This window comes from Gilliamella apis, from assembly GCF_002142155.1.
GTDB classification, from domain to species: domain Bacteria; phylum Pseudomonadota; class Gammaproteobacteria; order Enterobacterales; family Orbaceae; genus Gilliamella; species Gilliamella apis.
Window position 1 is genome coordinate 14,976 of sequence record NZ_NASD01000011.1, and the last position, 22,561, is coordinate 37,536.

The window sequence follows — 22,561 nt, forward strand, 5'->3', positions numbered from 1 at the left end:
ATTATCTAAATAGGAGTAGATTGTTTTTTTAATCAAAATAAAAAACAAAAAGATAAAATGAAAGGGCGTTATTATGGTGAATTTTCAAAAATCCAATAAATTGGATCATGTTTGTTATGACATTCGTGGACCAATTCTTGAACATGCAAAAAAGCTTGAAGAAGAAGGTCAAACCATTCTTAAACTTAATATTGGAAATCCCGCCCCTTTCGGTTTTACTGCTCCAGATGAACTATTAGTGGATGTTATTCGCAACCTACCAACATCACAAGGATATTGTGATTCAAAAGGTCTTTATTCTGCTCGTAAAGCGATTATGCAGCATTATCAATCCAGAGGAATTACTAATTTAGATGTAGAAGATATCTATATTGGTAATGGTGTTTCTGAGTTAATTGTTCAATCAATGCAAGCATTACTTAATAGTGGTGATGAAATATTAGTACCAATGCCTGATTATCCACTTTGGACTGCTGCCGTTAGTTTATCTGGTGGTAACGCGGTTCACTATCTTTGTGATGAAGAAGCTAATTGGTCACCTGATTTACAAGATATCAAACAAAAAATCACCCCAAAAACCAAAGGGATTGTGATTATTAACCCCAATAATCCTACTGGCGCAGTGTATAGTAAAGAAGTTTTACTCGAAATAGCGGAAATCGCACGCCAAAATAATTTAATTATTTTTGCTGACGAAATTTACGATAAAATTTTATATGATGATGCCATACATCATTCAATAGCAGCTTTAGCACCAGATCTATTTGTTATTACTATGAGTGGTTTATCGAAAACTTATCGAGTTGCTGGTTTTAGGCAAGGTTGGATGGCACTTTGTGGACCAAAACAACACGTTAAAGGTTATATTGAAGGTCTAAATATGTTAGCTTCAATGCGTTTATGTGCCAATGTACCACTGCAACATGCAATTCAAGGAGCATTGGGTGGTTATCAAAGTATTAACGAATTTATTGTGCCTGGCGGTCGACTCTATGATCAATGTATGTTGGCATGGCGTTTATTAAATGATATTCCCGGCGTTTCTTGTACCAAACCTCAGGGTGCTTTATATCTATTCCCTAAGCTGGATCAGAAAAAATTTAATATTCATAACGATCAAAAATTAGTTTTAGACTTTTTGTTACAAGAAAAAGTACTATTAGTTCAGGGAAGTGGATTTAATTGGCATAAACCAGATCATGTTAGAATTGTTGCTTTACCTCATACTGGAGAACTACAAGACGCTATAGCTCGATTTGCACACTTTTTATCTAACTATAAACAAGCATAATTTAATTCCTATATCCCTCTAATTATAGATAGGGGGATATTCAACTATTAAAAACTATTTTTTATTTCAACAAAATCTTAAATTGCTTAATCGTTGCTTAAGCTTGTTATTTATAATTATTAATCATAAAAAGTAACCAATAAAAAAGCGCCAAAAAGGCGCTTTTTTTCTAATAAATTATTTAAATGAATTATCTTTTTAATTCAGCTAATTTATTACGAATATTTTCAGCACGTTTTGCTGAAGATGGATGGCTACTTAAAATTGATGCATCACCACCACCTAATTTATCAAATGCAGTTGCAAGACCAGCTGGATTGATTTTTTTCTTAACTAAATAATTAAAAGAGAAATCATCAGCGTCTTGTTCTTGTGATTGAGAGAATTGAGCATTGATAACAGCTTCAGCTAAAGCACCTAAAGAAGATTTAGATAATGCTGCAACTGTACTGTTACCTGATGCCGCCGCTGCATCACGAGCAATTTCTGTTGCATAAGCAACTTGGATTGCTTTTTTACTATGACCTAAAGCTACGTGACCTAATTCGTGACCTAAAACGCCTTGAATTTCGTTATCAGTCATCATATCCATTAAACCACTGTAAACACGAACACAACCATTAGCCATTGCCCAAGCGTTAACATCTTTAGTAATATACACTTTATAGTTAACTGGAGTTCCATTGATATTATTACCAAGAGCTTTAGCAATTTTATTTAAACGTTTAGTATAAGCACTTTTAGCTGGAGCAATTTTTGATTGAGCATCCATTTGCGCACATGATTGTTGGCTTAATGATTTCACATCATTATCACTGAGTGTTGCTGCTTTTAAACCTTTCATACCAAGACTAGTTAAATCACTAGCACTCATATTTTTACAGCCAGCTAAAGACATAGCTGCAACTAAAGGTAGTGCAACAAGCAATGTTTTTTGATGTTTTTTCATAATATTTTCCTTATATTAACAGACTTTACTTTCTTCTAACATAAATGTTAGATAAATTGAATTTTAACGCAACTTTAATAATAATCAACAAATAATTACTTGCTTAGAGATAATTAGCCATTTAGACTAGTGCCTCATTTTTTTGAGGAACATAATTATGCAACTGTCTGATTTCAATTTTACTCTCCCCAAAGAACTGATAGCAAAATACCCTTCAGAAACAAGAAGTTCTTGTCGATTATTAGCACTTGATGGCCATACAGGTAAAATTGAAGATAAAGTATTTACAGATATTGTTGATTATATCAATGCTGGTGATTTACTCATTTTCAATAATACTAAAGTGATTCCTGCACGGTTATATGGAAAAAAAGTATCAGGTGGAAAAATTGAAGTATTGATTGAACGATTGTTAGAGGGAAATCGAGCACTCGCACATATTAAAGCCTCAAAGTCGCCTAAAATAGGAGCAGAACTTATTTTAGGTGAAAATGAAAATATCCAAGTTACTATGGTAGCACGCCATGATGCATTATTTGAGCTACAATTTCCTGACGATGTGCTTAGCATCTTAAATGAAATTGGCCATATTCCATTACCTCCTTATATAGATCGCCCTGATGATGCTCAAGATCGTGAAGTATACCAAACCGTTTATAGCAAAGTTCCCGGAGCTGTCGCAGCCCCAACAGCAGGTCTTCATTTTGATAAACCTTTATTAGACAAACTTAAACAAAAAGGTGTTGAGATGGAATTTGTTACCTTACATGTGGGCGCAGGTACATTTCAGCCTGTCAGAGTTGAAAATATTGAAACCCATATTATGCATGCCGAATATGCAGAAGTTCCAGAATCAGTTGTGAAAGCTGTTTTAGACTGTAAAGCTCGTGGAAATAAAGTTATTGCTGTAGGAACAACATCGGTCAGAGCTCTTGAAAGTGCGGCACAACAAACTGGAACTATAGCGCCTTTTTTTGCTGACACCCGAATTTTTATTTACCCTGGCTATCAATTTAAAGTCATTGATTCTCTTATCACTAACTTCCATTTACCTGAATCAACATTAATTATGCTGGTTTCAGCATTTGCTGGTTATGAGAACACCATGAATGCTTATCAGTATGCCGTAAAAGAAAAATATCAATTCTTTAGTTATGGTGATGCAATGCTAATTACCAATAATAAATGATTTATATCTAGAATAAATCATTTATATTCAATAAATTAAAAATAGTTAATGATAATTCAACCTATCAACAATATTGGCCATTCGTTTTATTCTTGATGGATGTGAGGTAGGTTGATTTTTAGAATGAATTGGCATTTTTGTTAACATTTTGAGCAAACCAATTGGATCTATACTTTCTCGCACTAATAAATTAAAAGCATAACTATCTGCTTCAACCTCATATTGATGTGAGGTTTCTTCTTTTACAATAATTACAAGTTCATTAGCTTTATCAGTAATTTCAATATAAGGAGCTTGTCGAAACAAACTTATCCCATGTTTTAGGGCTATATGAGCCTGTTCATGCGCAAGTACGGCTTGTAACTCATTATCTTCAAGTAATTTTATTAAACCACTATTTATTCGAATACAACCATTAGCTGTTGACCAAGCATTGGGGGCTGTATCAATATAAACCTTATAGTTTAATTCAATATTATTTATTCGTTTTGGTAAACTTTGGGCTATTTTAGATAATCGACGATTAAGATGATGATAATCAGGAGGAATAATCGCTCTATTGTCATTTTCAATACAAGCTTGTTGACTAATTGCCAATATATCATTTTCCGATAAGCTTTTAACTCCTTCAGGTAAAACAATCGTTGGTGGTATTCTAGTTTGGCTTTGACATCCAACCTGCATAAGTATTACAACACATGAGATAAATAAAATAATAGATTTCAATGGTTCGAAAATCCTTACAAATATTGTCTAATTAAGCTTAGCACGATACACTAGGCGCCACTATTTAATAATACAAGTTTGTATTATAGCAATAATTGGCGCCAAACTGTTTATTTGGTCGCAAGAGGTTAATATAAAAATGAAATTTGAGTTAGATAATACTGACGGCTTAGCTCGTCGTGGCCGTATGAAGTTTGATCGTCGTGGAGTGGAATATACCGTTGAGACTCCTGCCTTTATGCCGGTTGGTACCTATGGCACAGTAAAAGGTATGACTCCTGAAGAAGTAAAAGCAACAGGAGCACAAATCTTATTGGGTAATACTTTTCATCTATGGTTAAGACCAGGACAGGAAATTATGCGCAAACACGGAGATCTTCATGATTTCATGCAGTGGTCAGGACCAATCTTAACCGATTCAGGGGGATTTCAAGTTTTTAGTCTTGGTGATATTCGTAAAATAAAAGAAGAAGGTGTTTATTTTCGTAATCCAATTAATGGTGATTCAATTTTCTTATCTCCTGAAATTTCAATGGAAATCCAATATGATCTTGGTTCTGATATTGTAATGATTTTTGATGAATGTGCCCCCTTTCCTGCTGAATGGAATTATGTCAAAAAATCAATGGAGATGTCCTTACGTTGGGCAAAACGTAGCCGACAACGTTTTGATGAACTAAATAACAAAAATGCATTATTTGGTATTGTACAAGGCGGTATACATCAAGAATTACGTGATATTTCAATTAAGGGATTAACCGAAATTGGTTTTGATGGTTATGCGGTTGGTGGACTTGCGGTTGGTGAACCGAAAGAAGATATGCACCGCATACTTGAAGGAACCTGTCCACAATTACCTGCCGATAAACCCCGTTATTTAATGGGTGTTGGTAAACCAGAAGATTTAGTTGAAGGTGTACGTCGAGGTATCGATATGTTCGACTGCGTAATGCCAACTCGAAACGCTCGTAATGGTCATTTATTTGTTACCAATGGGGTTATAAAAATTCGTAATGCCAAATATAAAGACGATACGACACCACTAGATCCGCACTGTGATTGTTATACCTGTAAAAACTACACAAAATCTTATCTTCATCATTTAGATAAATGCGGTGAAATATTGGGAGCTCGCTTAAATACTATTCACAATTTACGTTATTATCAACGTTTAATGGCTGAAATACGCGAAGCGGTAGCAAATAGACGATATGAAGCGTTTGTTACTGAATTCTATCAACGAATAGGTAAAACACCAGCACCATTAGGTAACAAAGCCGAACAAAGTTGCTAAAATTTATATATCAACTATTGACACATTATAGTTAGCGCAGTATTATGCGCTTCCTAACGGCGAGTAGCGCAGCTTGGTAGCGCAACTGGTTTGGGACCAGTGGGTCGGAGGTTCGAATCCTCTCTCGCCGACCAATTTAATAAGAAAGCCTACTCGTTTGAGTGGGCTTTTTTATTACTACAACGATGCATTTGATTCGAACCGATAAGAGGTTCGAGCCGAGTAGAACGAGACAGCGTTGCTTTAGCAACGACCCGTAGGGCGAGCATAAAATGCGAGTCAATCCTCTCTCGCCGACCAATTTTATATAAAAAAGCCTATTCAAACGAATAGGCTTCTTTATTATCACAAATATATTCTTGAGTCTAACCAACAAGAGGATCGAGTATTACTAGGCAGTATTGCTTTAGCAACAATCCATAGGACAAGCATGGAATGCAAGTCAATCCTCGCTCTCATCCATTCATTTTATTATCATAGCTATTAGATTAATTCAAACTTAAAGTATTTCTTTAAATGATTAACTTTCTGGTTAAATTACAAACTATCTCTTAAACAAATTGTTGGTACCAGAGTTGATATTTCGAAACTTGAATGACCACCTTTATCTGTTAATTCATTCAATAATAAATTACCGATATATTCCCCTTTTTTCTTTGAAGGTAAAGAAACAGTAGTGAGTGTTGGAATGCTTACCTGACTAAATTCGCTATCACCAAATCCACAAACGGCTAATTGATAAGGAACGCGAATATGTCGTCTTTGACATTCATAGAGCACACCACACGCCAACTCATCGGTAGTACAAACTAATGCATCTATTTCAGGCCAGTTCAACAAGATATCAGGTAACAATGCACTACCAGTACTAAAATTAGCCGGTTTTGCCGGATTAATTATTCTATGGGTTGGCAAATGATTGTTTAACATAGCTTTATGCCAACCATGTAACCTTTGTTGAAAAACATGACATTGATGGTCAGCACAAAGTAAACCAATATGGCGATAGCCTTTTTTTATTACATGTTCAGTCAACATACACATTGCTAAACTATCATCCACTTCGATATGTATATTTGCCACTTCATCATACGACTTACCAATATTGAAAGTAGGAATCGTTTTATTATTTAATATTTTTTCAACAAAATCATCATTTTCAATATAAAAGAGCAATATCGCTTCAAGATTATTACTATAGAGAGTATCTAATAGTTGTGATTCACGTTTATAGAAATAATAAGATTCAAATATAATTGTGGTATAACCTTCTTTGAGTAAATATGCTTGCAGTGAATTGAGTGCTATACGGGTTGAATCTTCATAAATTTTTGTAGTAATGACTGCAATAACTTTATTGGCAGAAGCTGATGCGAGTAAACTGGCTGCTATATTAGGTTTATAGCCTAATGTCTCAACTGCTAGTTGGATTTTTTGACGCAGTTTATCCGACACTTTATCTGGCGTTCGTAATGCTCTTGAAACAGTCATCGTACCAACACCAGCATATTTAGCGACATCAAATAAAGTTGTTTGACCTGTACTTCTGCGCTTTTTTGTATCCTGCATATCTGATCTCAATTTGAACTAACTAATAGTTAAATGTATACTCCAAAATTTCACAAAACAAATAATTACAATAAGTTAACTTACTAATTTAAATATTTAATCAAAAAAAGAGAGATTATTATAATATTATGCAATAACAATTTTTTTTTCAAATATATATTAAAAATGCTATCCAAATCACAAAATAGAAAAATTATTGACTAAAAAATGATAGCGCTATCACATTTTTGTTTTTTTTAAATTATTATTGTTAGCCAATGTGTTAATTTTCTATTATCGTAATATTAACAAATAATAAATCAGTTTTTCGGAGGTAAAATGTTAAATCAATGGCTAACTGGTCAAACGGTAAAAATTGTTGATTCTGTCAAAAATTGGAAAGAAGCAATAGAGCTTTGCGCCACTCCATTATTAGAGAATCAATCAATAACACCAAACTATATTGATGCTATCTTTCAGCTACATGAATCAATTGGTCCTTACTATGTATTAGCACCAGGAATTGCAATGCCTCACGCCAGACCAGAACAAGGAGTAAATAATTTAGGATTATCGATGCTATTAGTTAAAAATGGCGTTAATTTTAATTCAGAAGAAAATGATCCTGTTTATTTAATTACTTTGTTAGCCGCAAGTGATAGCACTAGTCACATCGAAATGTTAACTCAGTTAGCTTCATTATTTGCTGAATCAAATGATGTTAATACAATTTTTAATGCTAAAAATAGCGATGAAATTTTAACAGTAATTGATCGTTATTAAATTCAAACCAATTAATATAAGGATAAATAATATGAAAATTATGGCTGTTTGTGGTTCAGGACTTGGTAGTAGTTTCATGGTTGAAATGAATATCAAAAAAGTACTCAAAAAATTAAACATTGATGCTGAAGTAACACATGCCGATCTTGCCTCAGCCACACCAGAACAAGCAGATCTTTTTGTGATGACTAAAGATCTAGCAGCAAGTTCTGGCATTCCACAAGATAAATTAGTAGTTTTAAACAATATTATTGATATCAACGATTTAGAGCAAAAACTCGTTGAACATTTTAATAAAGCCTAATTATGAGGTAATGCTATGATTCAAGAAGTAATTAAATTCGTTGTTGATATCTTAAAAGTACCAGCAATACTCGTAGGTCTAATCGCCATGGTTGGGCTATTAGCACAACGAAAATCATTTGCAGATACAGTTAAAGGAACGGTTAAAACAATTTTAGGTTTTTTAGTATTAGGTGGTGGTGCAACGGTTTTAATCAGTGCAATTACTCCTTTAGGTTTAATGTTTGAAGAAGCTTTTAAACTTCAAGGTATCATCCCTAATAATGAAGCCATCGTTTCAATGGCATTAAATGAATATGGTACAGCAACCGCGTTAATTATGGCATTCGGTATGGTTGCCAATATTATGGTTGCAAGATTCACATGCTTAAAATATATTTTTCTAACTGGCCATCATACTTTTTATATGGCATGTATGATCAGTATTATTTTGACCGTTGCTGGATTTGAAGGTTGGCAATTAGTATTTACTGGCTCATTGGTTCTCGGCTTGATCATGGCATTCTTCCCAGCTTTAGCCCAACCACAAATGCGCAAAATAACTGGCAATGATGATGTTGCATTCGGTCATTTCGGTACCTTAGGTTATGTATTAGCGGGTTGGCTTGGTTCTGCCTTTGGTAAAGGCTCACGTTCTACTGAAGAAATGAATTTACCAAAAAACTTAAGTTTTTTACGTGATAGCTCAATTTCTATCTCATTAACAATGATGATTATCTACTTAATTTTAGCTATATTTGCTGGCCCTGATTATATTCAAACAAACCTAAGTAAAGGAGATAATTATTTAGTTTATGCGATTATTGAAGCCATCACATTTGCGGCAGGTGTATTCATCATCCTTCAAGGGGTTAGACTTATTTTAGCTGAAATTGTTCCTGCATTTACTGGTTTCTCAGAAAAATTAGTACCAAATGCAAAACCTGCTTTAGACTGTCCTGTTGTTTTCCCTTATGCACCAAATGCAGTATTAATTGGCTTCTTATTTAGTTTTCTTGGTGGATTAGTTGGATTATTTGTACTAGGACAACTAAATGCTGTACTTATTTTACCGGGTGTTGTACCTCATTTCTTCTGTGGTGCAACTGCTGGCGTATTTGGTAATGCTATGGGGGGCCGTCGAGGTGCAATGCTTGGTGCATTTGCAAATGGCTTATTAGTGACATTCCTACCAGTACTTTTATTACCAGTTTTAGGGTCACTTGGTTTTTCTAATACAACTTTCTCTGATGTAGACTTTTGTGGTGTAGGAATTATTCTGGGCAATATGGCAAAATGGTTCAATAAAGATATTATTATGGGAATCTTTATCGCTATTTTTGCTTTGTTAGTTGTACATAATGCATTAACAAAACCTAAAAAAAGTAACAATGAAAAATAGATTATTATCTTTTCATTAAGTAACAATATGATGCCAGACTTGTTAGTCTGGCAATTTTATACTATTTCATCTTACTACAACTTAGCCTATCAACTTTCAACAACGTCGTTTATTTAATATACATGACAACATAATTTGTTTAAAATCTTTAAACAACTTTGTTAGGTATTTTAAAAAGTTAATAATGACAAATAATCAAAAAGATATAATTGATGTTAATAAACATCTTTGCTTAGTACCAGCAAATAATCAATATGCATCAGATGTTTATAATATTATCGCTGGCAATAGAGAGCACTTTAGTCAATTTATGGCATGGCCTAAATTTGTAAAAAACCAAGCCGATACAGCGCAGTTTTTAGATTCTTGTTGGTTAAAACATCAACAGAATGAAAGCAAAACCTATGTCATTTTATTAAAAGGTCAAGCTATTGGATTACTATCTTTTAATCAGATTGATAAAAATAATAAAACAGCTTATATCGGTTATTGGTTAGATGGTTCAATGCAAGGCAATGGAGTAATGACCGCGGCACTCAATGCATTAATAAAGCATTATGCTATGCAAAAAATAATTAGACGATTTGTAATTAAGTGTACTGTTTATAATGAGAAAAGTAATGCTTTAGCCAAACGCTGTGGTTTTAGTTATGAAGGTACTTTAAAACAAGCTGAATATATTAATGAAACTTTTCATGATCAAAATATTTATGGTTTGATTGTCGATTAAGTTTAATTATTTGCTGATAAAAAAACCGACCTAATGAAGTGACCCCATAAAGTTGGACACTTTTATTAAGCGGCTTGTAAGGCCTGATTTCGATATTCAACCGGAGTCAGGCCTTTTAATTTGGCCTTAATCCGTTTGGTGTTGTAGTATTCTATATATTCTTCTATTTTTTCAATCAATTCATCTGCATCTTTAAAGCATTGTCCATGATACATTTCTGATTTTAATAGACCAAAAAAGTTTTCAGCTACCGCATTATCTAAACAATTTCCTTTTCTGGACATACTTTGTTTGATGCCATTATTAGCTAGTAGCTTCTGATAATGGCAATTTCTATATTGCCAGCCTTGGTCACTATGTAGTAACGGTTTTTCATACTGTTTCAATCGTGATATCCCTTTTTGAAGCATATCTGTCACCAAGGTCAAACGTGCATTTTTAGCCACTTTATAAGCTATTACTTCTTGATTATATAAATCGATAATGGGCGATAGGTAAATTTTCTCTTCATTTACCTTAAATTCTGTGACATCCGTTACCCATTTTTCATTCGGTCTCGATGATTCAAAATCTCTTTTAAGATAATTAGCTACTGTTTTACCTGTCTCTCCACGATAAGAACGATATTTTTTAGGTCTTACTGTCGATTTGAGATTAAGTTGACCCATTAATCGTTGTACCGTTTTATGATTGAGCTTAATGCCTTCATTTATCAACGTTAAATGAATTCGCCGATAACCATAACGCCCTTTATGTTCATGGTAAATCGATTCTATACGTTTTAACTCATTTTCATAAGCAGACGGCATTTTCAACCTATTAACATGATAATAAAAAACACTTTTTGCCAGTTTTGTTGCTGATAGCAAATGTTTTAAGGAATACTGATATTTAAGAGCTAAAACAACTAACGTTTTTTCTTTGTTTGTTGTCGTTTTGCTTGCTTTAGCTCTTCGAACTTTTTTAGAACAGCATTTTCTGCTCGTAGATAAGCAATTTCCTCTTTTAATTCTTCAATTATTTTTTCGTCATCACTGTGAGTGGGTTCAATGCGGGGGTGCTTCATACAGGGTCTTCCTCTGGAACGATATTCAAGCCCTCGGAAACCTTTTTTATGATATCTATCAAGCCAAACAAATAGAAGACCGGGGGAGCTTAAATTAAGCATAGCACTAGTGTGCTGTGCCCGAGAGACCAATTATTTGTCCACATTAATTTTAATGCTTGTAATCTTGCTTCAGCATGACGTAAATGAGGTGTTGGTTGAAAGGCGTTATCACCATGAATCGCAACCACTTGGGACCAATATCGAATCTGACGAGAAGATATCGCATATTTTTTTGAAAGAATTTCCGATGATTCTCCTGATAAGAATTCATTAGCTATGATAATTTTTAAATCTCGACTATATTTTGACATAAAAAGACCCCCTGTAATTGGTTGTCCAACTATTGGGGGGCACTTCAAATTGTTTAATAAATGTGCTTAACGATTATTTGATTATAAAATAACCATAGGCGATTAAACCTAAAACAATAATAATTGAAGATATTGCAATCATATACTTGGTTTTAAATTGGTATTTCTTTACTTCACCAAGTGAAAGTTCAATATGTTTATTTTTATTATCAAAATAGTAATAAAGAGGTAAACCAATTAGTGTTAACACTATCGAGGCTATCCCATTTACAGTTTGGTGAATTAACATACCGTATATAACATATCCAGCACCTAAAATAGCGATAAGAGGAATAACTGGGTAACCAATGACTTTATAAGGTCTTGGGATATCAGCAAATTTTTTCCTGGCGATAATTACCCCAATAAACGTTAATAGATAAAAAACCCAAATGGAGAACATCGAAATTTCAGATAAGCGATCAGCATCAAGTAGCGTTGAATAAAGGAAGGAAAACACAACTAGGATAATAATTGCATTCACCGGTGAACGACTATCGTCATCAATGGTACTTAGGAATTTTGCTCCAATAATGGTTCCTCGCTCTCCCATGCTAAAGATAGTTCGAGATAATGTCATGATATAACCATTAATACCACCTAGAATTGAAACCATAATACCAACAGCAACTAAATTACCACCTAAATGTCCAAACATGCGCTGTGAAGCAACTGCTGAAGCGTCATGGCCAAGCGTAACCATTTCTTGTACTGGAAATATCTTGAACAGTGCAATATTAATACATGCATAAACAATTACTAAAAATATTATGCCTAGAATAATTGCTTTAGGTAATACTTTTGATGGATTACGAATTTCACCCGCAACCGATGCAACTTGTGCCCAGCCATCATATGCAAATAGCGTTGCCAAAATTGCTACTGCAAATGGCGCATAAGTTTCAATACCTTGACCACTAGCACTAAATAGTGCAACTTGCCCATTACCTTTCCATAATCCAAATATTGCTAACAATAAGATTGGGACAAGCTTACAAAAAGTAGCAATCGTTTGCAGATATCCAGCCTGTTTCACGCCTATTGAATTAATGCATGCAATAAGCCCCAAAACACCAGCGCTTACCGCCATACGATAGGCATCATTGATCCCAAATAATAAACAAAATACTGAGCTAAAGTAACCAACCAAAGCACCAACTAAAGATGGCGCAAAAAGCACAGTGATCATCCAACCATATAGATGAGAAACTTTAGCTCCATAAATTTTTTCTAAATAAACCAGCATGCCCCCAGTTTTTGGGAACATAACACCAAGTTCACATAACGTTAAACCACCACAAATTGAAAAAATTCCACCAATAATCCACGCTAACAAAGCAAAATTATAATCGCCAGCGACTTCTAATACAGCGGGTGGTTTCATAAATGCACCTGCGCCTAAAACCATTCCAACAACTAGTGATAATGCGGAAACTAAACCAAGATCTTTCCGCAAATTATTCTCTAAATTGTGTTCAGACATAAATAACCTCTTAAACTGATCAATAAAGCAAAACTTGCCTATAATAGGACTTTATTTATAAAAAACAAGCAAGATTAACTTTAATCGAAAAAAGCTTTCCAAATCAGAAATTATTATCAATAAAAAAGTCAGCATAAAGCTGACTTTCAATGAGTTAATCACTTAATAATTACTATTTTTTCTTCATTTTCATATCAATAACCATACGACCACGAATTTTACCTGCTTTCATCTCGTCAATCATATCATTGATATCTTCAAGAGGGCGTTTTTCAACCATTGGTACAACTTTACCTTCAGCACTAAAACGAAATGCTTCCGCTAAATCTTCTCGAGTACCAACTAATGAGCCTAACACTTGAATGCCATCTAAAACTGTTTTAGGAATACTTAAATCCATTGTTTCAGAAGGTAACCCCAGAGCCACAACTCGGCCTAATGGACGTACAGAACCAATAGCCTGATTGAATGCTGTTTTAGTAACTGAAGTTACTACCGCTCCATGCACACCACCACCGGTATGTTCTTTAATGTAAGCACCAACATCAGCCACTTTTTTAGGATTGACCACTAAATCAGCACCAAGCTTCTTACATAACTCTAGCTGGCTATCACTGTTACTAATCGCAACAACTTTATTGTTAAAAACATTTTTACCATATTCGATAGCCAAAGTACCAAGTCCACCAATACCAAAAACTGCTAGCCATTGACCAGGTTTAGTGTCAGCAACCTTAATTCCTTTATAAGTAGTTACACCTGCACAAGTCACACTAGTTGCTTGAGCTGGATCTAAGCCATCTGGCACTTTTACCGCATAATCAGCTTTAACAATACATTGTTCAGCCATACCACCATCGACAGTATAACCTGAGTTTAAAGCACTTCGGCAAAATGTTTCGTTACCAGATATACAATATTCACAGGTACCGCAACCTGCATGGAACCATGCAATACTAACACGATCTCCAACCTTCAAACTTTTTACATCAGGTGCAATTTTAGTCACAATACCCACACCTTCATGACCAATTACTCGACCTGGTTTTTTACCGAAATCGCCAGCAGCGACATGAAGATCAGTGTGACAAAGCCCACAATACTCAACCTCAACTAAAGCCTCCCCTGCCTCTAATGGGCGAACAGGAACGTCTTTAATTTCGACTTGACCATCGCATTCTTGTCTAATAACTGCAGCTTTCATTTGTTTCTCCTAAAATAATTACAATTTAAAAATATCACTGGATTCATTTTAAACTATTTATTTAGAAAAAATATGCGCTATTTCACATTTATCAATAAAAATGAGAATTATTCATTATTCCTTTCTATGTACAGTCCTAAATTGTTAAATAACAAACCTTGATAATTATAAAGGTCCAACAAATTGGATTCATAACCAAACATATACCTAAAAAATAATATAAATATGTGATATTGATATCTCTCATCTTTACTAAAAATTTTTATAGTCAAGGCTTTCAATTAATTTTTATGCTCATGACAGAATTAAATCCATTTATTAACAATTTAGCGGTCGGTGTTGGAATATATAGTTTATATAAACTGGATAATAATGACTTCGTAGCAGGATTACAGCGTAGTGTTAAAGCTGGTGTAATACGAATAGTTGAGCTTGGCAAGAATCAGTGAAATAGTCTAGATATGATTTTTGAGGAACATAAAAACCCTGTTCCTCAAAATTTTTCTTTTCCCATTGAGGTTAAGCAATATCTTTTGCCACATATTTTTGGCTATTGTTATTAACTAATAAGAATAGTCCAATTAAAGCGCCTAATACAAATAATCCAACCACATAAATTGCCGGTGCCATTTTACTAACAAAATCACTAAAAAATGAAATCAGTAATGGGGTTAAACCACCGGCAATAGCATAAGCCATATTAAATGAAAATGATACGCCACTATAGCGAACCTGAGTTGGGAATACCTTAACCATAAAATAAGCAAAAGAGCCAACAATTCCGACACTAGAACCGGCTAAGAAATAAGTGATAAAGAGAAGATTTGCGTTTTCTAATGATAAATAAAATATAGCAATCATGATAGCAGCAATACTACAACCAATAACCAGCACTTTGCCCATTGCAAATTTATCCATCATCATGCCATAAAACGTACAACTAATGATAAGTCCAATGATAGCTAATATATTACCTTGTAAAGCGTCAATTGCAGAAAAACCAAATTGCTTTTGTAATAAAATTGGCGTCATTAACATTATTACCATAATACCGGCAGATAACACCCAAGTCAGTAACATTGATAAAATAGTTTGTGGTAAATACTGGGTTAAAACGGTTATCACAGGTAATTTTTTAGATAACTCTTCATTCTTACGTTTTTGAATTTCTAAAAAAATCGGTGTTTCTTTTAACCAACGACGAAGATACATAGCAATTAAGCCAAAAATACCACCAATAATAAATGGTACTCGCCAGCCCCAATCGTTCATTTGTTCTATTGATACACTTTTACTCATTATGGTAGATACTAATGAACCCAGCAAAATACCTAAACTTAAACCACTGGTTAAAATACCACAGGCTAGGCCAATTTTATTTTTAGGTACATGTTCAGCAACAAATGTCCACGCCCCAGGCACTTCACCACCTACCGCAAGCCCCTGGCATAATCGCATCATTAAGAGTAATAATGGTGCAAAAATACCGATATTGGCATAAGTAGGTAAACAACCAATAAATAATGTTGGTAACGCCATTAATAGAATACTAAGTGTAAACATTCTTTTGCGGCCAAACATATCACCAAAGTGAGCCATCACAATACCACCAAAAGGACGAATCAAATAACCAGCAGCAAATATGCCAAAAGTTTGAACTTGACTTAACCATGCTGGCATATCATCCGGAAAAAATAGATGGCTTATCGTAATTGAAAAAAAGACAAATATAATAAAATCATAAAATTCTAATGCACCACCTAATGCTGATAGAGCTAAGGTTTTATAATCTTGATTATTTAATGTTCGCACATTTGTAACTATTATAGAATCTGGCATAATCATCCGTGTAAACATTTTTTTACAAACAGTCTATTAATCTGTACTAATATACCGGAACAAATTGCCATTTAAAAGAAAATATCAAAAAGTTCACACAAAATTAAAACTAGCACTAAATGATTAATAATTAGCCAAATAAAAACCTACAATGAAAAAATCTTATTAAATGGAGAGTTTTAAAATGGCAACAAAATGCATTTCTCGTGGAAAATTCAACCGTATGCAACAATTATCTAACCAAGATGGCGTAATTGCAGCATTAGCAATCGATCAGCGTGGTTCTATGGTAAAAATGATGCAAAATGCTGTAGGTCAAGAACGTTATAATATTGATATGGTGTATGAATTTAAAGAGCTTGTTTCTCAGGAATTAACCAAATATGTTAGTGCCATTTTACTGGATGAAGAACTCGGTTTTAAAGGCATGGCAGCAAAAAATAAAAATGCTGGTTTAATTATGTCTTATGAAAAAACTGGCTACGATGCCAATACACCAGGACGTTTACCAGATATTTTACCGGAAGATTCACTTCAACGTTTATTAAAAAAAGGAGCTGATGCCGCAAAAGTACTGGTCTATTATAATCCTGACGATCCGCAAGATATTTTAGATAAAAAACACGCCTTTTTAGAACGTTTAGGCAATGAAGCGAGAGCGGCTGACATTCCAGTATTTGTTGAGCCTATTGTTTATGATAATGTGGTAACTGATGATAAAAGTCCTGAATTCGCAAAAATAAAACCACAAAAAGTTATCAAGACAATTGAAGAATTTACTAAAGATCACTATTACATCGATATCTTAAAAGTAGAAGTGCCAGTGCTATTTAAAAATGTTGCAGGATTTAACGATAATAATCCAGTAGTTTATTCACAACAAGAAGCTGCCGATTATTTCAAACAAGCAAGTGATGTTGCGACTCGTCCTTTCATTTATTTAAGTGCAGGCGTACCAACTAAAACTTTCCATGAAGAACTCATTTTTGCCGGAGAGCACGGCGCCAAATATAGCGGTATTCTAGGAGGTCGAGCTACTTGGTTTGAGGGTATTGAAGCATATGCTAAAAATGGTAAAGATGGCTTAAAACGTTGGCTTGATACTATTGGACGTGAAAATGTTGAACAACTTAATAAGATTTTAAAACAATATGCAACCCCATGGTACGATGTATATGGTGGTAAAGACAAAATTGAAATTATTGATCTTAAATTAAGTAATTAATCGTTTTTGTAGAGATTTAAATAAATAACTTAAATAACAGATAAGAGTACAAGTTTTATTCCTATTTTTCTTGTACTCTTGTTATTAAATGAACAATTTGCCTATTATTTAATCATCATTTTTGTATACAATAGGATTCTACTTTTTGTTAAACCGCCTGATCAAAAAACAGGTTTACCTTACTTAGTTCAGCCATTGACTCTAAATAGGCTTTAATTTTTGTAGGGAAAATGAGACCTTTAACACAGGTTAAATTGCGTAATATCGGAAATAAACATATATCATCCCAAGATAATGTGCCATTACATGCATTCGATGCCACAATTAATGGTTCAAGCTGATTTAATAAATCAGATATCTTAGCAATTAATGCATCAGTTTCGGCAAGGCAATCAGCAAACGAACCCAATTTTTTACTCTTATTTGTAATAAAATTATCAATAGCAGCTTGAGTGGCAAATTCAGCTAAGCCTAATTTTACATATCGTGGACACTCTAACTTATAATCATATTGTTGAAATTGTTTAATTAATGCTTCAATTTCTGGATTTTTAACTCCACTTAAGATAGGGCCTTTACCATAATTACTATCAACATAAGCAACAATATCAAGACTTTCTGGCATATAGCTACCATCTTCCTTTTGTAAGATTGGCACCATTTTTTCACCAATCATACTTGTCGGTGATTTAACATCATCGCTGAGAAAGACATGCTGTTCAACTGGAATATTTTTTAAACCAAAAATCATTCTTGCCCGTACGCAAAAAGGACAATGTTCATAAATATACAATTTCATATTCTTCTCCTAAAGCAATCAATGACCCATAACAAAAGAGCCAGCCCTAAAAACAGTATAAAAACTGATCCTGCAGCATATAGCGCTTTAACATATCCAACCCTAACCACATTAATAAAAGGATATGGATATTGATTAGTAAGATAACCCCGTATGAAAATATAAATACCATAAATTAACATCGACAAAAACGAACCAACAATGACATTAAACTGAATTCGTCGAAATGGACCCCAAACTAACCAACTTAATATACCAATAACCGGTAGAATCACATGTAAACTTTCATTGGTAAACTGTAATAAAGTATTAGGTGGTTTATGTATTCCCCTCAAAATTAAGTTATAAACTATTGCGGTTATAATCACCCCGACTAAGCCATTTAGTCGTATCACCTTGAAACTATATCGATTACAGTTGGGATTGAAAGTTAAACATAGACAACTAAATGCCAACATTAGATTGGAAAGTACCGTAAAAAAACTGTAGTAAAATATTATTCGCCCAGTTGGGGTACTTGGTTGCCAAGGTCTTAGCTGCGTATGCCAATAAATATAAGTTTCAATACCAATAATAAAAAAAGCATATAATGCAATAAAAAGATTAATATTTCGTTTTAACATAACTTATCATAAAAAATAACAGATAATTCAGTATATAGTAGGCAATAGAAAAGATACAAAATATTATTGCAATATCAACTAAAGTTAATGTTTTCATTGACCAAACATTCAATTTTATGCATTTCAATTGCAATAATAATGTGACAACTTCAAGTTATTGACAGTTAGTATATAATATTAACAACTATTGAAAATGAGTTGGTTTTTAATGTCTGATAAAGATATATCATCACAAAATAAAATATTAATTGAACAATTTCTAGACTCAATCTGGTTAGAACGAAATCTTGCTGAAAATACAATTGAATCTTACAAACTGGATCTCTTCGCACTAAGCCAATCACTACAATTACAAAAAGTTAACTTTCTCACGGCACAATCCACTAACTTACAGGAATTTTTACTACAACGAGTTAAAGATGGTTATAGAGCAAGTAGTTCGGCACGTTTATTAAGTGCGACTAAACGTTTTTTTCAATATTTATATCAAGAAAACTATCGTACCGATGATCCATCAGCTATATTGTCATCACCAAAATTACCAAAAAAATTACCTAAAGACTTAACTGAATCACAGGTTGATGCCCTACTAGAATCACCAAGTATTGATGATCCAATTGAACTAAGAGATAAAGCTATGTTAGAGGTGCTTTATGCTACAGGATTACGAGTCTCAGAATTAGTTAACTTAGAAATTAGTGATGTCAGCCTAAGGCAAGGAGTAGTGAGAGTTATAGGCAAAGGCAACAAAGAGCGTTTAGTTCCTTTAGGAGAAGAAGCAATCTATTGGCTTGAATACTATTTCAAATATGCACGCAATGATCTACTAAAAAATGGGCCAGTTGATGTACTTTTTCCAAGTCGTTTAGGCAAGAAAATGACACGACAGACATTCTGGCATAGAATCAAATATTATGCCATACTAGCAGGCATTAATATCGAAGCCCTTTCACCTCATGTACTTAGGCACGCCTTTGCAACGCATTTGCTTAATCATGGCGCCGATTTGCGAGTAGTACAAATGTTACTAGGGCACAGTAGTTTATCAACTACACAAATTTATACACATGTTGCAACAGAAAGATTAAAACAATTGCACAGCAAACATCATCCTCGTGCATAACAGTTTATATAACTAAGGATAACTGAATGAAAAAATTAGTCATAAGTTTAGGTTTAGCATTAATCTCAACTTCAGTATTAGCCAATAACGCCGATATCACCAAATCGATGGAAAAATTAGGTTTTTCTAATAAAGAAATTACTATCGAAAATAATCCAGTACAAGGATTGAAAAGTGTTATCACACCTGAGGGTATTTTCTATATAACAGATGATGGTAAATTTTTAACTCAAGGACCAATCTATAGTCTTGAAGGTGGTGAACCAGTAAATATTGCCAACAGTAATAACTTAAAATTAATGAAATCAATTGAAAAAGATGCCATTGTTTATAAAGCACCAAAAGAAAAATATATTATTTCAGTTTTCACCGATTATACTTGTCATTATTGTAAATTACTTCATGAAAATATAAATCAATACTTAGATGCGGGTATCTCAGTGCACTATTTTGCATTTCCTCGAGCCGGTGCTGATAGTGATGTAGGCAAAAATATGCAATCTATTTGGAGTCTTGCCGATCGTAAAGCTGCTTTTGATAATGCCTATAAGGGTAATTCAATTTCTCCAGCAAATAGTATGGTGCCTTACGTAACACAACAATTTAATGTTGGTAAAAAATTAGGTATCAGTGGTACCCCAGCATTATTACTACCGGATGGGCAATTAGTTTCAGGCTATGTTCCTGCTGATAAATTAATCGAAATATTAAAAAAGAAAGCTAAAAATTAGTACTTTATAATTTCTAATAATTAAAATTCAGATAAAAATAAGAATGTATGTTAGCGCACATGCGCTAACATTTAAAATATGAAAAGTAAATTAACACACCGCCAATTACCTGAAGTACTACCTAAATTGTCACCAGATATTCCACTCTTATTGCAACGAGTCTATGCATTACGTGGAATAACATCTATGCAAGAATTAGATTATACCACTCGTAATTTATGCAACTATGACAACTTAGACGGTACCCATACTGCTGTCGAAATTGTTTATTCAGCTATGCAGAATAATAAACGGATTATGATTGTCGGTGATTTTGATACTGATGGCGCAACCAGTACTGCATTAATGATAAAAGCATTAAAAAAGATGGGATGTAAACATGTCGATTATATCATTCCTAATCGATTTGATGATGGATACGGTTTAAGTATAAGTGTGGTAAAAAGAGCACTGTCAAAAAAAGCCGATCTGATTATTACTGTTGATAATGGTGTTTCGGCTATTGAGGCGGTTGAATTTGCAAAACAATCAAACTTAACTGTAATAATTACAGATCATCACTTGTGTTCAGAGCAATTACCAGCAGCTGATGCTATCATTAATCCTAATTTACCAAACAGCTCTTTTCCATCTAAGCACTTAGCTGGTGTTGGTGTAGCATTTTATTTTATGTTGGCATTACGGGCAAAGCTACGTAAAGAAAACTGGTTTGCTAGCAATAAGTTAGCAGAATATAACATTACCAACTTGCTAGACTTAGTTGCGCTTGGCACGATTGCCGATGTGGTAAAACTTGACCGCAATAATCGTATATTGGTTCATCAAGGAATTAGCCGTATTCGAGCCGGTTATTGTTGTGAAGGAATCAAAGCATTATTAGATATCTCTAGACGAGATCCTCTTACGTTAACTTCCACAGATCTTGCCTATTACATAGCCCCAAGGCTAAATGCAGCTGGGCGAATGGATAGTATGTCGCTTAGCGTGGAATTACTGCTATGTGAAGATTATGATAGTGCCATTAAACCAGCAACTGATCTTGATACACTTAATCATGATCGGAAACTGATTGAACAAACAATGTATCAAGAAGCGTTATCCTATATTGAACAAGTAGAACAGAAAAATTCTACTTTTCCGAACGCATTAGTTGTACATCATCCGCAGTGGCATCAAGGTATTATCGGTATTGTATCGGCACGTTTGAAAGATAAACATTATCGTCCAGTTATATGTTTTGCCTCTACTGAAGATGGATTATTAAAAGGTTCCGGACGATCAATAGAGGGGATTCACTTACGAGACATACTTGATAAACTCAATGAGAGATATCCCGATATTCTAGTGAGCTTTGGTGGACATGCCATGGCAGCTGGATTAAGTATTCAAGAAAAAGATTTAGACCAATTTAGCGCACATTTTGAAGCATTGATAACTGAACAACTCAATTTAGATGTACTCGAACAAATCATTGAAACCGATGGTGAGATAGATAATCAAGATTTTAATTATGCAATAGCTAAACAATTAAAAGAGTCTGGTCCATGGGGTGAAGGATTTACAGAACCAACATTCGATGGTGATTTTATTGTGCATCAACAACGTTTATTTGCTGAAAAACATCTTAAATTAGTATTAGAACCAAAAAACGGTGGTCCAATTATTGAAGGCATATGTTTCAATGTAAATTTAACTCAATGGCCAGATAATACAATAAAAATTGTAAAAATTGTCTATCAACTAGATGTTAATGATTTTCATGGTAATCAGGCGGTAAAATTGATGATTAGACATATTTGGCCTATCGCATAAGCGAGTAAAATCGACTATAATTATAGTTTTCTACAAAAATCAAATCAGTTAATTAAAAGATACTGGCAAC

Annotated in this window: 20 protein-coding genes, 1 tRNA gene, 1 other RNA gene and 1 pseudogene; 13 read left to right on the forward strand and 10 right to left on the reverse strand. The window is 33.8% G+C overall.

Annotated features, from left to right (window positions below; all coding sequences use genetic code 11):
- Positions 1 to 73 precede the first annotated feature (73 nt).
- A complete protein-coding gene (locus B6C84_RS06540) occupies positions 74 to 1,291 on the forward strand; it encodes a pyridoxal phosphate-dependent aminotransferase (RefSeq protein WP_086320763.1) in 1,218 nt (405 codons plus the stop codon).
- A 190-nt stretch (positions 1,292 to 1,481) separates the two neighbouring features.
- Here B6C84_RS06540 and loiP read toward each other — a convergent pair whose 3' ends face one another.
- A complete protein-coding gene (gene loiP / locus B6C84_RS06545; RefSeq protein ID WP_086320762.1) occupies positions 1,482 to 2,240 on the reverse strand; it encodes a metalloprotease LoiP in 759 nt (252 codons plus the stop codon).
- A 157-nt stretch (positions 2,241 to 2,397) separates the two neighbouring features.
- Here loiP and queA point away from each other — a divergent pair, with 157 nt between their 5' ends.
- Entirely contained in the window at positions 2,398 to 3,429 is a 1,032-nt protein-coding gene (gene queA, locus B6C84_RS06550; RefSeq protein ID WP_065578300.1) for a tRNA preQ1(34) S-adenosylmethionine ribosyltransferase-isomerase QueA, read from the forward strand.
- Positions 3,430 to 3,474: 45 nt separating this feature from the next.
- On the opposite strand, the gene B6C84_RS06555 is transcribed toward queA, so the two are convergent.
- Positions 3,475 to 4,155: a M48 family metalloprotease gene (locus B6C84_RS06555; protein ID WP_086320761.1), complete on the reverse strand. Its 681-nt coding sequence runs from the start codon at positions 4,153 to 4,155 to the stop codon at positions 3,475 to 3,477.
- A gap of 139 nt (positions 4,156 to 4,294) precedes the next feature.
- Between B6C84_RS06555 and tgt the strand changes: the two genes are divergently transcribed.
- From tgt to B6C84_RS06570, 3 genes are all read left to right on the forward strand, one after another.
- Positions 4,295 to 5,449, forward strand: a complete 1,155-nt coding sequence (gene tgt / locus B6C84_RS06560; RefSeq protein WP_086320760.1) for a tRNA guanosine(34) transglycosylase Tgt — start codon at positions 4,295 to 4,297, stop codon at positions 5,447 to 5,449.
- A 57-nt stretch (positions 5,450 to 5,506) separates the two neighbouring features.
- Positions 5,507 to 5,583: transfer RNA gene (locus B6C84_RS06565), tRNA-Pro, on the forward strand.
- A 34-nt stretch (positions 5,584 to 5,617) separates the two neighbouring features.
- Positions 5,618 to 5,748, forward strand: a non-coding RNA gene (locus B6C84_RS06570) — RtT sRNA.
- Positions 5,749 to 5,986: 238 nt separating this feature from the next.
- On the opposite strand, the gene B6C84_RS06575 is transcribed toward B6C84_RS06570, so the two are convergent.
- Positions 5,987 to 7,018, reverse strand: coding sequence for a LacI family DNA-binding transcriptional regulator (locus B6C84_RS06575; protein ID WP_065578297.1), 1,032 nt, complete (start codon positions 7,016 to 7,018; stop codon positions 5,987 to 5,989).
- Between the two features lie 318 nt (positions 7,019 to 7,336).
- Between B6C84_RS06575 and B6C84_RS06580 the strand changes: the two genes are divergently transcribed.
- From B6C84_RS06580 to rimL, 4 genes are all read left to right on the forward strand, one after another.
- Positions 7,337 to 7,780: a PTS sugar transporter subunit IIA gene (locus B6C84_RS06580; RefSeq protein ID WP_086320759.1), complete on the forward strand. Its 444-nt coding sequence runs from the start codon at positions 7,337 to 7,339 to the stop codon at positions 7,778 to 7,780.
- Between the two features lie 31 nt (positions 7,781 to 7,811).
- Positions 7,812 to 8,084: a PTS sugar transporter subunit IIB gene (locus B6C84_RS06585; protein WP_034900870.1), complete on the forward strand. Its 273-nt coding sequence runs from the start codon at positions 7,812 to 7,814 to the stop codon at positions 8,082 to 8,084.
- Between the two features lie 15 nt (positions 8,085 to 8,099).
- Positions 8,100 to 9,464, forward strand: coding sequence for a PTS ascorbate transporter subunit IIC (locus tag B6C84_RS06590; RefSeq protein ID WP_034900872.1), 1,365 nt, complete (start codon positions 8,100 to 8,102; stop codon positions 9,462 to 9,464).
- Positions 9,465 to 9,648: 184 nt separating this feature from the next.
- Positions 9,649 to 10,194, forward strand: coding sequence for a 50S ribosomal protein L7/L12-serine acetyltransferase (rimL, locus tag B6C84_RS06595; protein WP_065613742.1), 546 nt, complete (start codon positions 9,649 to 9,651; stop codon positions 10,192 to 10,194).
- A gap of 65 nt (positions 10,195 to 10,259) precedes the next feature.
- Here the strand turns inward: rimL and B6C84_RS06600 are convergent, their stop codons facing one another.
- From B6C84_RS06600 to B6C84_RS06620, 5 genes and pseudogenes are all read right to left on the reverse strand, one after another.
- A complete protein-coding gene (locus B6C84_RS06600) occupies positions 10,260 to 11,204 on the reverse strand; it encodes an IS3 family transposase (RefSeq protein ID WP_108720920.1) in 945 nt (314 codons plus the stop codon).
- Positions 11,102 to 11,613, reverse strand: a pseudogene (locus B6C84_RS11805) (helix-turn-helix domain-containing protein). Before B6C84_RS11805 ends, B6C84_RS06600 begins: the two are co-directional and overlap by 103 nt.
- 73 nt (positions 11,614 to 11,686) lie before the next feature.
- Positions 11,687 to 13,135 carry an APC family permease gene (locus B6C84_RS06610; RefSeq protein ID WP_082205223.1) on the reverse strand — a complete coding sequence of 483 codons (1,449 nt, stop codon included), beginning with the start codon at positions 13,133 to 13,135 and terminating at the stop codon, positions 11,687 to 11,689.
- Between the two features lie 172 nt (positions 13,136 to 13,307).
- Positions 13,308 to 14,339: an alcohol dehydrogenase AdhP gene (adhP, locus tag B6C84_RS06615; protein ID WP_065613744.1), complete on the reverse strand. Its 1,032-nt coding sequence runs from the start codon at positions 14,337 to 14,339 to the stop codon at positions 13,308 to 13,310.
- 519 nt (positions 14,340 to 14,858) lie between these two features.
- Positions 14,859 to 16,178, reverse strand: a complete 1,320-nt coding sequence (locus B6C84_RS06620; protein WP_217332120.1) for an MFS transporter — start codon at positions 16,176 to 16,178, stop codon at positions 14,859 to 14,861.
- A gap of 184 nt (positions 16,179 to 16,362) precedes the next feature.
- Here B6C84_RS06620 and B6C84_RS06625 point away from each other — a divergent pair, with 184 nt between their 5' ends.
- On the forward strand, positions 16,363 to 17,403 hold the full coding sequence (locus B6C84_RS06625) for a tagatose 1,6-diphosphate aldolase (RefSeq protein ID WP_086320756.1): 1,041 nt from the start codon (positions 16,363 to 16,365) through the stop codon (positions 17,401 to 17,403).
- A gap of 148 nt (positions 17,404 to 17,551) precedes the next feature.
- On the opposite strand, the gene grxB is transcribed toward B6C84_RS06625, so the two are convergent.
- Together grxB and B6C84_RS06635 are read right to left on the reverse strand one after the other, a co-directional pair.
- A complete protein-coding gene (grxB, locus tag B6C84_RS06630) occupies positions 17,552 to 18,202 on the reverse strand; it encodes a glutaredoxin 2 (protein WP_086320755.1) in 651 nt (216 codons plus the stop codon).
- Entirely contained in the window at positions 18,199 to 18,825 is a 627-nt protein-coding gene (locus B6C84_RS06635; protein WP_065652075.1) for a Pr6Pr family membrane protein, read from the reverse strand. Before B6C84_RS06635 ends, grxB begins: the two co-directional genes overlap by 4 nt.
- Positions 18,826 to 19,033: 208 nt before the next feature.
- Between B6C84_RS06635 and xerD the strand changes: the two genes are divergently transcribed.
- The 3 genes from xerD to recJ all read left to right on the forward strand — a co-directional run bounded on the left by xerD (position 19,034) and on the right by recJ (position 22,491).
- Positions 19,034 to 19,948, forward strand: coding sequence for a site-specific tyrosine recombinase XerD (gene xerD, locus B6C84_RS06640; RefSeq protein WP_198192139.1), 915 nt, complete (start codon positions 19,034 to 19,036; stop codon positions 19,946 to 19,948).
- 26 nt (positions 19,949 to 19,974) lie between these two features.
- Positions 19,975 to 20,679 (forward strand): bifunctional protein-disulfide isomerase/oxidoreductase DsbC, encoded by a 705-nt coding sequence (gene dsbC / locus B6C84_RS06645; RefSeq protein ID WP_086320754.1) that lies wholly within the window; start codon positions 19,975 to 19,977, stop codon positions 20,677 to 20,679.
- Between the two features lie 78 nt (positions 20,680 to 20,757).
- Complete coding sequence (gene recJ, locus B6C84_RS06650; protein WP_086320753.1) at positions 20,758 to 22,491, forward strand: single-stranded-DNA-specific exonuclease RecJ; 1,734 nt, start codon at positions 20,758 to 20,760, stop codon at positions 22,489 to 22,491.
- Positions 22,492 to 22,561 lie beyond the last annotated feature (70 nt).

Bases quoted from the DNA above. Each gene is read 5' to 3' on its own strand.
- B6C84_RS06580 (WP_086320759.1), top strand. From the start codon at position 7,337: ATGTTAAATCAATGGCTAACTGGTCAAACGGTAAAAATTGTTGATTCT.
- rimL (WP_065613742.1), top strand. From the start codon at position 9,649: ATGACAAATAATCAAAAAGATATAATTGATGTTAATAAACATCTTTGC.
- tgt (WP_086320760.1), top strand. From the start codon at position 4,295: ATGAAATTTGAGTTAGATAATACTGACGGCTTAGCTCGTCGTGGCCGT.
- B6C84_RS06635 (WP_065652075.1), bottom strand. From the start codon at position 18,825: ATGTTAAAACGAAATATTAATCTTTTTATTGCATTATATGCTTTTTTT.
- B6C84_RS06620 (WP_217332120.1), bottom strand. From the start codon at position 16,178: ATGCCAGATTCTATAATAGTTACAAATGTGCGAACATTAAATAATCAA.
- xerD (WP_198192139.1), top strand. From the start codon at position 19,034: ATGTCTGATAAAGATATATCATCACAAAATAAAATATTAATTGAACAA.
- adhP (WP_065613744.1), bottom strand. From the start codon at position 14,339: ATGAAAGCTGCAGTTATTAGACAAGAATGCGATGGTCAAGTCGAAATT.
- loiP (WP_086320762.1), bottom strand. From the start codon at position 2,240: ATGAAAAAACATCAAAAAACATTGCTTGTTGCACTACCTTTAGTTGCA.
- B6C84_RS06575 (WP_065578297.1), bottom strand. From the start codon at position 7,018: ATGCAGGATACAAAAAAGCGCAGAAGTACAGGTCAAACAACTTTATTT.
- B6C84_RS06585 (WP_034900870.1), top strand. From the start codon at position 7,812: ATGAAAATTATGGCTGTTTGTGGTTCAGGACTTGGTAGTAGTTTCATG.
- queA (WP_065578300.1), top strand. From the start codon at position 2,398: ATGCAACTGTCTGATTTCAATTTTACTCTCCCCAAAGAACTGATAGCA.
- B6C84_RS06590 (WP_034900872.1), top strand. From the start codon at position 8,100: ATGATTCAAGAAGTAATTAAATTCGTTGTTGATATCTTAAAAGTACCA.
- dsbC (WP_086320754.1), top strand. From the start codon at position 19,975: ATGAAAAAATTAGTCATAAGTTTAGGTTTAGCATTAATCTCAACTTCA.
- B6C84_RS06540 (WP_086320763.1), top strand. From the start codon at position 74: ATGGTGAATTTTCAAAAATCCAATAAATTGGATCATGTTTGTTATGAC.
- grxB (WP_086320755.1), bottom strand. From the start codon at position 18,202: ATGAAATTGTATATTTATGAACATTGTCCTTTTTGCGTACGGGCAAGA.
- B6C84_RS06610 (WP_082205223.1), bottom strand. From the start codon at position 13,135: ATGTCTGAACACAATTTAGAGAATAATTTGCGGAAAGATCTTGGTTTA.
- B6C84_RS06625 (WP_086320756.1), top strand. From the start codon at position 16,363: ATGGCAACAAAATGCATTTCTCGTGGAAAATTCAACCGTATGCAACAA.
- recJ (WP_086320753.1), top strand. From the start codon at position 20,758: ATGAAAAGTAAATTAACACACCGCCAATTACCTGAAGTACTACCTAAA.